General features: G+C 65.0%; 15 protein-coding genes. 10 read left to right on the top strand and 5 right to left on the bottom strand.

Annotated features, from left to right (window positions below; translation table 11 throughout):
• Positions 1-45: 45 nt before the first annotated feature.
• On the top strand, positions 46-585 hold the full coding sequence (gene moaB, locus KHO27_RS02740; protein ID WP_110697923.1) for a molybdenum cofactor biosynthesis protein B: 540 nt from the start codon (positions 46-48) through the stop codon (positions 583-585).
• Between the two features lie 97 nt (positions 586-682).
• Here moaB and KHO27_RS02745 read toward each other — a convergent pair whose 3' ends face one another.
• Both KHO27_RS02745 and moaA read right to left on the bottom strand, forming a co-directional pair.
• Entirely contained in the window at positions 683-1,582 is a 900-nt protein-coding gene (locus KHO27_RS02745; protein ID WP_250888400.1) for a bestrophin family protein, read from the bottom strand.
• 21 nt (positions 1,583-1,603) lie between these two features.
• Positions 1,604-2,608: a GTP 3',8-cyclase MoaA gene (gene moaA / locus KHO27_RS02750; RefSeq protein ID WP_214501141.1), complete on the bottom strand. Its 1,005-nt coding sequence runs from the start codon at positions 2,606-2,608 to the stop codon at positions 1,604-1,606.
• Between the two features lie 254 nt (positions 2,609-2,862).
• Between moaA and KHO27_RS02755 the strand changes: the two genes are divergently transcribed.
• Complete coding sequence (locus KHO27_RS02755) at positions 2,863-5,190, top strand: FdhF/YdeP family oxidoreductase (RefSeq protein ID WP_110697927.1); 2,328 nt, start codon at positions 2,863-2,865, stop codon at positions 5,188-5,190.
• 119 nt (positions 5,191-5,309) lie between these two features.
• Here KHO27_RS02755 and KHO27_RS02760 read toward each other — a convergent pair whose 3' ends face one another.
• Positions 5,310-5,768: an Lrp/AsnC family transcriptional regulator gene (locus tag KHO27_RS02760; RefSeq protein ID WP_046856697.1), complete on the bottom strand. Its 459-nt coding sequence runs from the start codon at positions 5,766-5,768 to the stop codon at positions 5,310-5,312.
• Positions 5,769-5,920: 152 nt separating this feature from the next.
• On the opposite strand from KHO27_RS02760, the gene KHO27_RS02765 reads away from it, so the two are divergent.
• On the top strand, positions 5,921-7,096 hold the full coding sequence (locus KHO27_RS02765; RefSeq protein ID WP_046856696.1) for a trans-sulfuration enzyme family protein: 1,176 nt from the start codon (positions 5,921-5,923) through the stop codon (positions 7,094-7,096).
• Between the two features lie 113 nt (positions 7,097-7,209).
• Here the strand turns inward: KHO27_RS02765 and KHO27_RS02770 are convergent, their stop codons facing one another.
• Positions 7,210-7,446 carry an HP1242/YdcH family protein gene (locus KHO27_RS02770; protein WP_046856695.1) on the bottom strand — a complete coding sequence of 79 codons (237 nt, stop codon included), beginning with the start codon at positions 7,444-7,446 and terminating at the stop codon, positions 7,210-7,212.
• Between the two features lie 116 nt (positions 7,447-7,562).
• Between KHO27_RS02770 and KHO27_RS02775 the strand changes: the two genes are divergently transcribed.
• The 5 genes from KHO27_RS02775 to KHO27_RS02795 all read left to right on the top strand — a co-directional run bounded on the left by KHO27_RS02775 (position 7,563) and on the right by KHO27_RS02795 (position 12,262).
• A complete protein-coding gene (locus tag KHO27_RS02775) occupies positions 7,563-7,928 on the top strand; it encodes a 5-carboxymethyl-2-hydroxymuconate Delta-isomerase (RefSeq protein ID WP_102681713.1) in 366 nt (121 codons plus the stop codon).
• Positions 7,929-8,092: 164 nt separating this feature from the next.
• Positions 8,093-9,730, top strand: a complete 1,638-nt coding sequence (locus KHO27_RS02780) for a phosphoethanolamine transferase (protein WP_214501142.1) — start codon at positions 8,093-8,095, stop codon at positions 9,728-9,730.
• Between the two features lie 100 nt (positions 9,731-9,830).
• The gene (rnd, locus tag KHO27_RS02785) at positions 9,831-10,964 is read left to right on the top strand and encodes a ribonuclease D (RefSeq protein WP_110697933.1); all 1,134 of its coding nucleotides are present in this window, start codon (positions 9,831-9,833) and stop codon (positions 10,962-10,964) included.
• Positions 10,961-11,254 (top strand): YcgL domain-containing protein, encoded by a 294-nt coding sequence (locus KHO27_RS02790; protein WP_011535104.1) that lies wholly within the window; start codon positions 10,961-10,963, stop codon positions 11,252-11,254. Before rnd ends, KHO27_RS02790 begins: the two co-directional genes overlap by 4 nt.
• Before the next feature lie 75 nt (positions 11,255-11,329).
• Complete coding sequence (locus KHO27_RS02795; protein WP_111531787.1) at positions 11,330-12,262, top strand: D-2-hydroxyacid dehydrogenase; 933 nt, start codon at positions 11,330-11,332, stop codon at positions 12,260-12,262.
• 85 nt (positions 12,263-12,347) lie between these two features.
• On the opposite strand, the gene KHO27_RS02800 is transcribed toward KHO27_RS02795, so the two are convergent.
• Positions 12,348-12,941 carry a nitroreductase family protein gene (locus KHO27_RS02800; RefSeq protein ID WP_111531788.1) on the bottom strand — a complete coding sequence of 198 codons (594 nt, stop codon included), beginning with the start codon at positions 12,939-12,941 and terminating at the stop codon, positions 12,348-12,350.
• Between the two features lie 145 nt (positions 12,942-13,086).
• Here KHO27_RS02800 and KHO27_RS02805 point away from each other — a divergent pair, with 145 nt between their 5' ends.
• Positions 13,087-13,536, top strand: coding sequence for a YcgN family cysteine cluster protein (locus KHO27_RS02805; protein ID WP_110697939.1), 450 nt, complete (start codon positions 13,087-13,089; stop codon positions 13,534-13,536).
• A 26-nt stretch (positions 13,537-13,562) separates the two neighbouring features.
• Positions 13,563-14,771 carry a hypothetical protein gene (locus KHO27_RS02810; RefSeq protein WP_214501143.1) on the top strand — a complete coding sequence of 403 codons (1,209 nt, stop codon included), beginning with the start codon at positions 13,563-13,565 and terminating at the stop codon, positions 14,769-14,771.
• The last annotated feature ends 49 nt before the right edge of the window (positions 14,772-14,820 follow it).

Genomic DNA, 14,820 nt, shown 5'->3' on the forward strand with positions numbered 1-14,820 from the left:
GCTTCTCTCTAACGTGGCCGCCAAGCCAATCCTGGAGCAAAGGCCATGAGCGTGAAACCGGACGCGGTGTTCGTACCGCTGAACATCGCGGTGCTAACCGTCAGCGACACCCGTACCTTCGAGACCGACACGTCTGGCGAGCTGCTGGCCAGCCGTGCCGTCGGCGTGGGCCACCGCCTGGTGGCGCGCGAGCTGCTCAAGGACGACCTGTACAAGATCCGCGCCCAGGTCGCCACCTGGATCGCCGATGAACAGGTGCAGGTGGTGCTGATCACCGGCGGCACCGGTTTCACTGGCCGTGACAGCACGCCGGAGGCGGTGGACTGCCTGCTGGACAAGCGCATCGACGGGTTCGGCGAGCTGTTCCGCGCATTGTCGATCCTCGATATCGGTACCTCGACTGTACAGAGCCGGGCCTTGGCCGGCATGGCCAACGGCACCCTGGTGTGCTGCCTGCCGGGCTCGACCGGCGCCTGCCGCACGGCATGGGAGGGGATCCTGGCCGAGCAGCTGGATGCGCGGCACCGGCCGTGCAATTTCGTCGCGCACCTGAAGCCGATCGGGGCCTGCGAAAGCCGCGGTTGACCTCAGGGCTCCATCGCGGGGCAAGCCCGCTCCCACGCCGATCTCATATCAGCACACACAGGCTGGCGTGGGAGCGGGCTTGCCCCGCGATGAGACTTCAACTCAACACATGATCCACCGGCACCAACGTCGGTGGCAGTGGCTCATGCCCCAGCGCCGACAGCACATCGCGCTCCAGGGTGCGCACCAGGGCATCGGTCGGCAGGTCGTTCTCGTCGCGCCCGAACGGGTCTTCCAGTTCGTTGCCGATCGCATCCAGCCCGAAGAAGGTGTAGCTGACGATGGTGGTGAACAGCGGCGCCAGCCAGCCCAGCGGTTCGGCCAGGGCGAACGGCAGCAGCAGGCAGAAGATGTAGATGGTGCGGTGCAGCAGCAGGGTGTACGGGAACGGCAGTGGCGTGCCCTTGATCCGTTCGCAGGTGGCCTGCACGTCCGACAGGCCGGCCAGGCGCTGCGCCAGGAGGGTGTAGCGAAACTCGCTGATCTCCCCGTGCTCCGCCAGCCGCGAACAGTGTCCGCCCACCTCGCGCAGGATGCCGTCGCAGACATTGTGCGGCACGATCTGCGCCTGCTCGCCCAGCCAGGGTCGGGCGGCGCCCAGCTCGTCCTCGTTGCGCAGCCGGGCATTGAGGGCATGGGCGAAAGCACAGAGGCTGCGCAGCAGTTCCTCGCGCAGCGCCGCGTCCTTGATCAGCACACTTTCGCGCACGAATGAACGTACCTCGATAATCATCCGCCCCCAGGCCTTGCGGCCTTCCCACCAGCGGTCGTAGCAGGCGTTGTTGCGAAAGCTCATGAAGATCGACAGCGACAGCCCCAACAGGGTGAAGGGCGTGGCGCTGACCGGGTAGAACAGCGCCGGGTAGTGTCGCTCGACCAGCACGATCAGCGCCGCGAGCAAGGTCACCGCCAGGCAGCGCAGGGCGATGCGCTGGACGATCGAGCCTTTGAGGGTGAACAGCACGCGCAGCATGTCGGGGCGTGAGTGGACGATCAAGGCGGTTCCAGAGGCGGCCGATCAGCCGCCGGTCATGTTCATGAAGCGCAGGATCTGCACCTCGCCGCCCACTTCGAAGTGGTGACGGTAGGGCTTGAGCTGCATGGCGTCGCGGATGGCTTTTTCCAGGCGTGCAGTGTCGCCGGGGTGCTGGCGCATGACCTGCTTGAGGTCCACCGAATGTTCGTTGCCCAGGCACAGCAACAGGCGGCCTTCGACGGTCAGGCGCACGCGGTTGCAAGTGGCGCAGAAGTTGTGGCTGTGGGGCGAGATGAAGCCGACCCGGGTGTTGGGCGCCTCGGCCAGGCGCCAGTAGCGCGCCGGCCCCTGGGACGACTCGGCCGACTCGACCAGGGTGAAATGTTCGGCCAGGCGCGAGCGCACGTCGTCGCTGGAACAGAATGACTCGCCGCGCTCGTGCTCGCTGATCACGCCCAGGGGCATCTCTTCGATGAACGAGATATCCAGTTCACGGTCGATGGCGAAACGTACCAGGTCGACGATCTCGTGGTCGTTGCGGCCCTTGAGCACCACCGCGTTGAGCTTGGTGCGGCGAAAGCCCGCGGCGCGCGCGGCGTCGATGCCGGCGATTACCTGCTGGAGGTCGCCGGTGCGGGTGAGGGCGCGGAAGCGCTCGGGGTCGAGGCTGTCGAGGCTGATGTTCAGGCGCGACACGCCGGCGTCGAACAGCGGCTGGGCCAGGCGGCCGAGCTGCGAGCCATTGCTGGTCAGGCACAGTTCGCGCAGGCCGGGCAGGGCGGCGATGCGTCCGCAGAGCTCGACGATGCCCTGGCGTACCAGCGGCTCGCCGCCGGTCAGGCGGATCTTGCGGGTGCCCAGGGCGACGAAGCGCTCGGCGACCTGGTACAGCTCTTCGAGGCTGAGAATCTGCTGGCGCGGCAGGAACTGCATGTCTTCGGCCATGCAATAGACGCAGCGAAAGTCGCAGCGGTCGGTGACCGACATCCGCAGGTAATCGACTTTGCGGTTGAAACCGTCGATCAGGGCCTGGGGGTTCTTTTCCACGTTCGCGCTCGACATTGAAGTGGCAGGGGGCGGCGAAAGGCCGCGGATAAGGTCCAAGCTATAACCTGCGCCCATTGGCGTCAAATTGCTTTCCCCGACCATTCGATCAGTCTCCTCTATCACGGCTGAAGGCCGTGCCGGCCAAGGGCTGTGGTCGGTGATCGAAACGGTTTATCACGCCGTCATTTATTTCGATTGGACGCAGTAGGGGGCGCTTCTTAGGCTGGAAAAAACACCGTGCGGAGAAGCGCAGCATGAGCCAGGACGAACACATCAGGGACTACAAGGGGCCGGCCGCCGGCTGGGGCGCGCTCAAGAGCGTGACCAAGAGCTGGCTGGGCAGCGAGAACGCCTTCAAGAACCTGCGGGCCATGCTCAAGACCAACCAGAACGGTGGCTTCGACTGCCCGGGTTGCGCCTGGGGCGAATCGCCGGAAAGCGACATGGTCAAGTTCTGCGAGAACGGCGCCAAGGCGGTCAACTGGGAGGCCACCGGCCGCTCGGTGGATCCGGCGTTCTTCGCCCGCTACAGCGTCAGTGCGCTGCTCGAGCAGACCGACTACTGGCTTGAGTACCAGGGCCGCATCACCCACCCTATGCGCTACGACGCGGCCACCGATCATTACGTCGAGATCAGCTGGGACGAAGCGTTCGCCCTGGTCGCCCGGCACCTGAACGGCCTCGCGTCGCCGGATGAGGCCGAGTTCTATACCTCGGGCCGGGCCAGCAACGAGGCGGCGTTCCTCTACCAGTTGTTCGTGCGCGCCTACGGCACCAACAATTTCCCCGACTGCTCGAACATGTGCCACGAGGCCAGCGGCGTGGGCATGGCCGAGACCCTCGGTGTGGGCAAGGGCACCGTGGTGTTTCATGACCTGGAGCTGGCCGATGCGATCTTCGTCATTGGCCAGAACCCCGGCACCAACCACCCACGCATGCTCGAACCGCTGCGCGAGGCGGTCAAGCGTGGTGCCCAGGTGGTCTGTTTCAACCCGCTCAAGGAACGCGGGCTCGAGCGCTTCCAGCACCCGCAGCACCCGTTCGAGATGCTCAGCAACGGCTCCGAGCCGACCAACACCGCATACTTCCGCCCGGCGCTGGGTGGCGACATGGCGGCCATGCGCGGCATCGCCAAGTTCCTTCTGCAGTGGGAGCGCGAGGCGCAACTGAACGACGAGCCACCTGTGTTCGACCACGCGTTCATCGCCGAGCACACCAGTGGCGTCGAGGCCTACCTGGCCGTAGTGGACGCCACACCCTGGGAACATATCGTCGAGCAGTCGGGCCTGAACAAGGCCGAGATCGAGCTGGCCGCGCGCATGTACCGCAAGGCCGAGCGGGTGATCATGTGCTGGGCCATGGGCATCACCCAGCACCGCCATTCGGTGCCCACCGTGCAGGAAATCGTCAACCTGCAGCTGCTGCGCGGCAACGTCGGCAAACCCGGCGCCGGCCTGTCGCCGGTGCGTGGCCACAGCAACGTGCAGGGCGACCGCACCATGGGCATCGACGAGAAGCCCAAGGCGGCGCTGCTCGACGCCATCGAGAAACGCTTCCAGTTCAAGGTGCCACGCGAGCACGGCCATAACGCCGTGCTGGCGATCCAGGCAATGGAAGAAGGGCGGGCCAAGGTGTTCGTCGCCCTGGGCGGCAACTTCGCCCAGGCGACTCCGGACACCCCGCGTACCCACGCGGCGCTGCGCAACTGCGCGCTGACCGTGCAGATCTCCACCAAGCTCAACCGCTCGCACCTGGTCACCGGGCGTGATGCGCTGATCCTGCCGTGCCTGGGCCGCACCGAGATCGACATCCAGGCCGAAGGGCCGCAGGGCGTCACCGTGGAGGACACCTTCAGCATGGTGCATATCTCCCACGGCCAGCTGAAGCCGCGTTCAGTCCTGCTGCGTTCGGAGCCGGCCATCGTCGCCGGCATGGCCAAGGCTACCCTGGGCAATCGGCCCATCGACTGGGACTATGCGATTGCCGACTATGGCCGCATCCGCGGCATGATCGCCGACGTGATTCCCGGCTTCGCCGACTTCAATGCACGCCTGCAGCATCCGGGCGGCTTCCACCTTGGCAACCACGCTGCGGACCGCAACTTCCGCACGGCCACCGGCAAGGCGCGCTTCACCCCGAGCCAGTTGCCGGAGCAACTGGTCAACGCGGCTGTGCTGGCCCGCGGTGACAAGCCGGACCTGATCCTGCAGACCTTGCGCTCCCACGACCAGTACAACACTACGCTGTATGGGCTCGATGACCGTTACCGTGGCGTGTTCGGGCTGCGCGAAGTGGTGTTCGTCAACGAGGCCGATATCCGCCGCCTGGGCTTCGAGCCGGGCGAGCACGTGGATATCGTGTCGTTGTGGGAGGATGGCCTCGAGCGGCGAGTGTCGGGCTTCCGCCTGGTGTCCTATGACGTGCCTGAAGGGCAGGCGGCGGCGTATTACCCGGAGACCAATCCGTTGGTGCCGCTGGAAAGCTACGGCGAGGGGACCTACACACCAACCTCGAAGTTCGTGGCGATCAAGTTGGAGAAGGCGAGGGCGGGGAATCGGATCGAGGCTACCCTGGCTGACTGACAGGGCCGGCCTCATCGCTGGCAAGCCAGCTCCCACAGGGATGTCGTTTGGCTTGAGGTCGACGCCGTCGGGGGGGAGCCGGCTTGCCGGCGATGAGGCCGGTCCTGCCAGAGATCATTTTAGCGTCCCACCGGATACGCCGTGGTGTACTTCATCTGCTCCATGGCAAAACTCGAGGTGATGTTCGACAACCCGTCGGTGCTGGTGATCAGCTTCTTGTAGAAGCGGTCGTAGGCGGCGATGTCGCCTACCACCACCCGCAGCATGTAGTCCCAGTCGCCGGACATGCGATACACCTCCATCACCTCCTCGAACGCCGTCACCGTGGCGGCGAACTGCGCCAGCCAGGCGCTGTCGTGGCGCTGGGTCTTGAGCTGGACGAACACCGTCAGGCCCAGGCCCAGGCGCTCGGGGTCGAGCAGGGCGACGCGGCCGCGGATGTAGCCTTCCTCTTCCAGGCGCTTGACCCGTTTCCAGCACGGCGTGGTGGAGAGGTTGACCGCTTCGGCCAGGTCCTTGAGGGACAGCGAGGCGTCGCGCTGGAGCAGGGTGAGGATGTGCTGGTCGAAACTGTCCATGACGTCGTGTCGCCGATTGCGGGAAAAGTTTTTCGAGAGTAGCCGCTCGCAGGGAACGTTGGAACTGTTTCGGCCGCTGCGTCGACAGAAATGTTCTGCTGGCGCCTGGGGGTGCTGGATATGAGATAGTGGCGGTTTTCCACCCTCAGGCAATGGACCCGACCATGTCCGACAAACCGCGCAATTTCGCCACCCGCACCATCCACGCCGGTGAGCAATCCAGCGTCGCCGACAATGCCATCTTCCCGGCAATCGTCACTTCCAGTTCGTTCATCAAGCGCGGCCTGGACGACAACCCCGAATACGCCTACAGCCGTGTCAGCAACCCGACCCGGCACGCCTACGAGACCTGCGTGGCCGCACTGGAGGAGGGCGTCGGCGCGGTCGCCTGCGCCTCGGGCGTCAGCGCCACCGCCACGGTGCTCGAGCTGCTCTCCAAGGATGCCCATGTGGTGGTGATGAACGGTGTCTACGGCGGCACCTTCCGCCTGCTGGAAGACTACCGTGGGCGCACCTCGGGCCTGACCACCACCTACGTCGACCTCAACGACGTCGAGGCGGTGGCCGCGGCGATCCGCCCCGAGACCCAACTGATCTGGATCGAGTCGCCGACCAACCCGCTGCTGCACCTGGTGGACATCAAGGCGGTCTGCGAGCTGGCCCGTGAGCGTGGGGTGATGACCTGCATCGACAACACCTTCTGCTCGCCGTGGAACCAGCAGCCGATCACCCTGGGCGTGGACCTGGTGATGCACTCGGCGAGCAAGTACATCGGCGGCCATTCCGACCTGACCGGCGGTGTGGTGGTGGCGGCCAACCACGAGTTGCTGGGGCGCTTGCGCAAGATCAGCATGGCGGTCGGCGCGATCCAGGGGCCGTTCGACTGCTACCTGGCATTGCGCGGGCTCAAGACCCTCGATGTGCGCATGGAACGCCAGAGCGCCAACGCCCTGCGTGTGGCGCAGTTCCTCGAACAGCATCCGCAGGTCGAGCAGGTCTACTACCCGGGCCTGGAAAGCCACCCGCAGCATGACCTGTGCAAACGCCAGATGCGCACGGGCGGCGCGGTGGTGGCGTTGCGCATCAAGGGCGACCGGGCCGCGGTCAACCGCCTGGTCGAGGCGCTGTCGATCTTCGTCCTGGCCGACTCGCTGGGCGGTGTGGAGAGCATGATCAACCACTCCTGGAGCATGTCGCACAATTCCTTGAGCCCGGAGCAGAAGGGCGTGATGGGGATCAGTGAGAACCTGCTGCGGCTGTCGATCGGGATTGAGGATTACCGCGATCTGATCGAGGATCTGGAGGGGGCGCTGAAGGCTTCTGCATAAGGGCTGCCGACGTCATCGCGGGGCAAGCCCGCTCCCACGATGGCCGCGCATGCCGTGGCGTTTGCGCGGTACCTGGGAGCGGGCTTGCCCCGCGACAGCGTCGGTTGGGGGAATCAGGATTTGGGTGGGTGGACGATGCGTTCGATCTTGTCCTTGATCAGCACCCGCTCTTTGCGCAGGCGATTTACGGTGTCGTCGCCGGTAGCATTGCCTTCGGCGGCGAGCACTTCCTTGTCCTTGGCGTTGTATTCCTTGTGCAGCTTGTGCAGGTCGTGATCCTTGTCGATCAGGGCCTGGAACTGTTCGGCGGTCACGTGCAGGTCTGCGAGCAAATCATGCGGAACTGGCATTTCTTCACCTCTCTCAGGGTTGGTAAACGAGCCTGAACCAAGAGGATAGTCGCCTTTGCCGTATTGCGGGACTGGGTTAGGCTGTCGCATCCCCCTGCGTGAACGGAACCTGCGCCATGCCTCACCTGAACCTGGAATACAGCGACAACCTGCGCGATCTCAATGTCGATGTGCTGCTGCTGCGCCTGAACCACGCCCTGGTCGGTAGTGGCCAGTTTGCCGAAGAGCTGGACATCAAGAGCCGCGCACAGGCCTTTGCCCAGTACCGGGTGGGCACCGCCCCTGGCGAGCGGGCCTTCGCCCATGTGCGTCTGGCGATTCTCAGCGGGCGCACACAGCAGGTGAAACAGCAATTGTCGAACAGCCTGCTCGAGGTGTTGCGCGAGGCGATTCCGGCCCAGCCTGGGCTGGACATTCAGCTGTGCGTGGAAGTCCTGGATATCGACCGGGAGCCGTACGCCAAACTTCGCCTGCCTGGCTGAATGGCAGCTGAATGAAAGTTGTTTAATTCATGAAAGACGCCGGCCCACCAATTGTTGGCGTCTTTTTCACAAAAAATTGATGCTAGGCTTTCTAGAGTTCGGCCAACTTTCCAACCTGCCCGTCCGGGCGTGTTGGCCGCTGATGAACTCTTGTTGCGAACGCCATGCTGAAACTCAAATCCCTGCGCACCGAATGGGTCACGTTGCTGGCCAGCCTGTACCTGTTGATCGGCTTCAACACCTTGCTTTGGGAACACCTGGAGTCCATCGTGCCGCCGGGCATGGTGGGGCTGTGGTTGAGCCTGGCATTCGCCGTGCTGATGCTGTTCGCCTTCAATCTCATCCTCACCTTGCTGGCGTTTCGTTATGTATTGAAACCAGTATTGATTGTATTGTTCATCAGCGGTGCAAGTGTCGCTTACTTCATGAATCAATATGGCGTACTTATTGACGCCGGCATGTTTCGCAATGTGGCTGAAACCAATGTTGCGGAAGTGCGCGACCTGCTTTCGCTGAAGTTCGCCGTATATATCCTGCTGTTGGGTGTGCTGCCCTCGCTGCTGGTGTGGAAGGCCAGGATCGCCTATCGCCCCTGGCACCGCGAACTGCTGGGCAAGCTGGTGGTCAGCGGGGCCTGCGTCGCGGCCCTGGGCTCGGTGGCGCTGGTCAACTACCAGGGCTTGGCGTCGTTGTTTCGCAACCACCATGAACTGCGCCTGATGCTTACGCCGAGCAATGTCGTGGGGGCCTCCATCGGCTATGTCAGCGAGCAGGTGGGCACGGCCACCCAGCCCTTCCAGCGCTATGGCGAGGATGCCCGTCGCGATGCGGCCTGGCAGCAGCACCAGCGCAAGTCGCTGACCGTGCTGGTGGTCGGCGAGAGTGCCCGGGCGGAAAACTTCGGCCTGCTTGGCTATGCCCGCGACACCACCCCGCAATTGAGCAAGGAGCAGGGCCTGCTGAGCTTTACCGACGTCCACTCCTGCGGCACCGAGACCGCCGTGTCGGTGCCCTGCATGTTTTCCGGAATGCCGCGCAAGGACTACGACGCCCGCGTGGCGAAGAACCGCGAAGGGCTGCTCGACATCCTCCAGCGCGCGGGGTTGGCAGTGCAGTGGCGCGACAACCAGTCCGGCTGCAAGGGCACCTGTGACCGGGTGCAGTTCATCGACGTGAGCAACCTGCAGGACCCGAGCCTGTGCGCCAGTGGCGAGTGCCATGACGAGATCCTGCTGCAGGGCCTGGCCGAGTTGCTCGACAACCTCGACCAGGACACCGTGCTGGTGCTGCACCAGATGGGCAGCCATGGCCCGGAATACTTCAAGCGCTACCCGGCCGGCAGCGAACCCTTCACCCCGGTGTGCCGCAGCAACGCCCTGAACCAGTGCAGCCAGCAGGAGATCGTCAACGGCTACGACAACACCCTGGCCTACACCGACAAGGTGCTGGCGACCTTGATCGATACCTTGCGCAGCAAGCAGGACACGGTCGATACCGCGATGATCTATCTTTCAGACCATGGCGAGTCGCTGGGCGAGTACAACCTGTTCCTGCATGGCACGCCCTACATGATCGCGCCGGAGCAGCAGAAGCACGTGCCGCTGCTGGCCTGGTTCTCCGACAGCTACCGCGAGGACTTCGGCGTGGACACCGAATGCCTGGGCAAGCTGCGCGATGCGCCGTTGTCGCAGGACAACCTGTTCCACTCGATGCTCGGCCTGTTGCAGGTGCGCACCGAGGTCTACCAGCGCTCGCTGGACCTGTTTGCCGGCTGCCGGCCCTGGCTGGCGGCCGATCGCTGAGCGTACCGACGATCAGCACCAAGGATGGCGTGGCTTGCGAGGTTTCACCCATTGCGCCCGCGCCGTATATACTGCGCGCCAATGTTAGTGGGAGAGCCTCGTGGCCATCGAAATTCACTGGATCCGTGACGACCAGACCCTGGCCCAGCACTGCCGAAGCTGGCGTGAGCTGCCGTTTGTGGCCCTCGACACCGAATTCATGCGGGTCGACACCTTCTACCCGAAAGCCGGGTTGATCCAGATCGGTGACGGCAAGCGTGCCTTCCTCATCGACCCTTTGCTGATTCGCGACTGGCAGCCGCTGGCCGAGTTGCTCGAAGACAATGGCGTGGTCAAGGTGCTGCACGCCTGCAGCGAAGACCTGGAGGTCCTGCTGCGCCTGACCGGCAAGCTGCCGCAGCCACTGTTCGACACCCAGCTCGCCGCCGGCTACCTGAACATCGGCTTCTCGATGGGCTACTCGCGGTTGGTTCAGGACGTGCTGGGGCTCGAGCTGCCCAAGGGCGAGACCCGCTCCGACTGGCTGCAGCGCCCGCTCTCGGAGACCCAGGTCAGCTACGCCGCCGAAGACGCCGTGCATCTGGCCGAGCTGTTCAGCGCCCTGCGCCCGCGGCTGTCGGACGACAAGTACGCCTGGGTGCTCGAGGACGGTGCCGAGCTGGTCGCCGCGCTGCGCCGTGAAGTCGAGCCCGAGACCCTCTACCGCGATGTCAAGCTGGCCTGGAAACTGGGCCGCCAGCAATTGGCCGTGCTGCGCGAGCTGTGCGCCTGGCGCGAGCGTGAGGCCCGCAGCCGCGATGTGCCGCGCAATCGCATCCTCAAGGAACATTCGTTGTGGCCCATGGCCAAGAGCCAGCCAGACAGCCCGTCGGCACTGGCGAAAATCGACGAAATGCACCCGCGTACCATCCGCCAGGACGGCGAGGCGCTGATCCAGCTGATCAAGCGCGCCGCCAGCCTGCCGCAGGAGCAATGGCCCGCGCCGCTGCCCGAGCCGCTGCCGATCGAAGCCGCCGGCATTCTCAAGCGCCTGCGCGCCATCGGCCAGGCCGAAGGTGAGCGCCTGGGCATCGCCCCGGAGCTGATGCTGCGCAAGAAAGCCCTCGAAGCGCTGCTCAAGAGCGGCTACCCCGACGGTCCCTATCAACTGCCCGATGCACTGCGCGGCTGGCGTCGCGAGCGCATGGGCCAGGCCCTGCTGGACGATCTGGCCGGTGCCGGAGATTCACGATGAAACGTATCTGCTCGATCTACAAGAGCCCCCGCAAGAACGAAATGTACCTGTATGTGCTCAAGGCCGATGGCCTGGAGCGTGTGCCCGAGGGGCTGCTGCCTTTCTTCGGCACGCCCGTGCACGCCTTCGACCTGGTGCTCAGCCCCGAGCGCAAGCTGGCCCGCGAGGACATCGCCAAGGTACTGGAGAACCTCGACAGCCAGGGCTACCACCTGCAGATGCCGCCGCCGGACGACGACTACATCGAGCACCTGCCCGAAGAACTGCTGCGCCGCAACGACCCGGCCTGATCCGGGCGCGGCCTCCTCTCTGTCTGCGGCCCGCCTGGCGGGCCGCTTCCGTTGTTTGCCAAGGTTGTGTGTCACATGCGCGTTCTGATCGCTGAACAGGATCATGCCAACTATGCCCGTCTTCTGGGTGAGGCGGCGCCGGACCTGGAGGTCCTGACCAGTGGCGATTCCGCCGAACTGGCCCGCCTGGCGCCCGAGTGCCCGGTATGGCTGGGCCAGCCCGACCTGCTGGCCAGCCTGTTGCGCCAGGGTCACAAACCCCAGTGGATGCAATCGACCTGGGCCGGCATCACGCCGTTGCTGGCCGATGGCCTGCCGCGCGACTACCGCCTGACCCGGGCGGTGGGGATCTTTGGCCAGGTGATGGCCGAGTACATGCTCACCTACATGCTTGGCCATGAGCGTGATGTGCTGTCGCGCCTGGTCAGCCAGGTCGAGCGACGCTGGGACGAGCGGCCAGGGCGGACCCTGGAAGGGCGTCGGGTGCTGATCGTCGGCACCGGAGATATCGGCCAGCAAGTCGCCGAGTTCCTCGTGCCGTTTGGTGTCACCTTGTACGGAGTGGCAAGCAGTGCCCGTGAGCAGGCGCCATTCGTCGAGGTGGCGCGGCTCGACCAGTTGCCTCGCCTGGTCGGCGAGGCCGATTACGTGCTCAACCTGTTGCCCGACACACCGGCCACCCATGACCTGTACGATGCGGCACTGTTCAAGTGCTTCCGCTCCAGTGCCTTGTTCATCAATGCCGGGCGCGGCGTGGCGGTAGTCGATGCCGACCTGGTCGAGGCGCTCAAGCAAGGGCACCTGGCCGGCGCGGTGATCGATGTCTGCCGCCAGGAGCCGTTGCCCCAGCGCCACCCGTTCTGGACTGCCTGGGGGCTGCTGCTGACCGGGCACAGCTCGGCGCCGACCTCGCCGGCGGCGATGGTGCGGTTGTTCGTCGGGAATGCGCAGGCGTATGCGGCGGGGCAGGGGTTGCGGGGCGAGGTGGACTTCGCGCGGGGCTACTGACAGACGTTTGCTGTCTGGCCCGCTCTCACAGGTTGTACCGTCACCTGTGGGAGCGGGCTTGTCCCGCGATGAATCTGACGCAACCTTACAAGCTGAAGTCGCCTTCGGCCGCCAGCTCGCTCAACGGCCGGCGCGGGCTCGGCACTTCACGGGCCTGCAGGCCTTCGGCCAGGGTCGCCTTGTCGCCTAGCTTGCCGATCGCCACCATGGCGTGCAGTGCGTAGCCCTCGGGGATCTTCAGCTCGCGCCGGGCCAGGTCCTGGTCGAAGCCGGCCATGCCGTGGGTGTGCCAGCCGCTGATGCTGGCCTGCAACGCCAGATGGCCCCAGGCCGAGCCGGTGTCGAAGGTGTGCCATAGGGCCGGCTTCTCTTCATCGGAGCCGGGGGCGGCGAAGGTGGTCTTGGAGATGATCAGCACCAGCGCCGAGGCATGCTGCGCCCAGCTGCGGTTGAACTCGTTGAGGATGTCCAGGTAGCGCGACCAGCTCGGCGTGTCGCGGCGGGCATAGAGGAAACGCCATGGCTGCGAATTGTAGGCCGACGGCGCCCAGCGCGCGGCTTCCAGGAAGCTCAGCAGGGTTTCCTGACTGATCGGCTCGTTGGTGAAGGCGCGCGGCGACCAGCGATTGATGAACTGCTCGTTGATGGCGTAGTCGGCGATACGTGGGGTGGCGCTCATGGCTGCTCCTGCAAGGGCTGGGACAAAGACCGCACGCTACTGCGTCCGGTGAGCACTGACAAGCGGTCTGGCGTTGCCGCCGGACTGCCTCTAGACTGGCGCCGCCGCGCGCCGCGGATTGACGTTGACTGCAGGAACACGTGTGATGATCGCCGATACCGCGCCCTTCTGGCGGCGCAAGACCCTCGACCAGCTCGATGCGCAAGAGTGGGAGTCGCTGTGCGACGGCTGCGGCCTGTGCTGCCTGCAGAAACTCGAGGACGAAGAGGACAACAGCGTCTACTACACGAGCATCGCCTGCAAGCTGCTCGACCTGCAGACCTGCCAGTGCAGCGACTACCCCAATCGCTTCCGCTACGTGCCCGATTGCATCCAGCTGACTCCGGGCAAGGCCGACCAGTTCAAGTGGCTGCCGCCTACCTGTGGTTATCGCCTGGTCAGCGAAGGCCAGGACTTGCCGTCGTGGCACCACCTGGTCTGCGGTGATCGCGGGCAAGTGCATGAGCAACGCATTTCCCGGTCTGGGCGGATGCTCAGCGAGAACGATGTGGATGAAGACGACTGGGAAGACCACCTGATTTTTCGCGCGGGTTGAGCCGCGCGGCTACAAGGAGTTTCGTTATGCGTCGCCCGCTGTTGATGGCGCTTGGCCTGCTGCTCAGCACTCAGGCGCTGGCCAGGAAAGTCGATCTGGATTATCAGGTCCGCCTGTTGCCACAGAGCGGCCAGGCCGAGGTGCGCCTGACCCTTGCGGACGGCAGCGTGGTGCGCAGCCTGGACTTCGACATGGGCAAGGCCGGTGTCTACAGCGACTTCCTCGCTGATGGCCAGTGGCAGCTGCAGAACGGGCGCGGTGTCTGGCACCCGGCGTCAGGCAAGACCAGCCTCAGTTACCGCGTGCTGCTCGACCAGCAACCGAAGGGGGGTGTGCATGAAACCCGCATGACCGCGCACTGGGCGCTGTTCCGTGGCGATCAGCTGGTGCCGCCGGCGCGCCTCGACCAGCAGGACGGCACCGAGCTGGTGTCGCGTCTGACCTTCGACCTGCCGGCCGGCTGGAAGAGTGTCGAGACCGCCTGGCCGCGCATCGGTCGGCAGAAATTCCGTATCGATGACGTGTCGCGCCTGTTCGACCGCCCCACCGGTTGGGTGCTCGCCGGCAGCCTGGGCAGCCGCCGTGCGCGCCTGGGTGATACCGAGGTGACCGTCGCCGCGCCGCAAGGGCAGGGCATGCGCCGCATGGACACCTTGACCCTGCTGACCTTCGTCTGGCCCCAGTTGCAGGCGGTGTTTCCACGCAACCCGCCCAAGTTGCTGCTGGTCGGTGCCCGCGACGAGATGTGGCGTGGCGTGCTGCCAGCCAACAATTCCTTGTACTTGCACAGTGGCCGGCCGCTGATCAGCGAGAACGGCAACAGCCCGCTGTTGCGCGAACTGGTGCAATTGTTCGCCCAGATCAACGACCGCGATGGCAGCGACTGGCTCGGCGAGAGCCTGGCCGACTATTACGCCAGCGAGCTGCTGCGGCGTGCTGGTGGCATGAGCGACGACCGTTACGAGGCGTTGCAGGCGCGCTTGCACAAGCTAGGCGACAAAGTGAATCACCTCAAGGGTGCCCAGGCCAGCCCGGCCCAGGTGGCCCGTGGCGTGTTGCTGTTGCAGGCGCTGGACCGCGAGATTCGCCTGCACAACCATGACAAGCGTTCGCTGGACGATGTCGCCCGGGCGCTGATGCGCCTGTCGAGCGTCAGCACCGAGGAGTTCGTGCAGATCAGCGAGAACGTCCTGGGGCGGCAGTCTGAAGTATTGCAAAGCAAGGTACTGCGCTAGGTGCAGGATTTATCGCGGGGCAAGCCCGTTCCCACGATCCCGGACATCA

The sequence above is a fragment of the Pseudomonas sp. RC3H12 genome (assembly GCF_018596375.1).
GTDB lineage: Bacteria > Pseudomonadota > Gammaproteobacteria > Pseudomonadales > Pseudomonadaceae > Aquipseudomonas.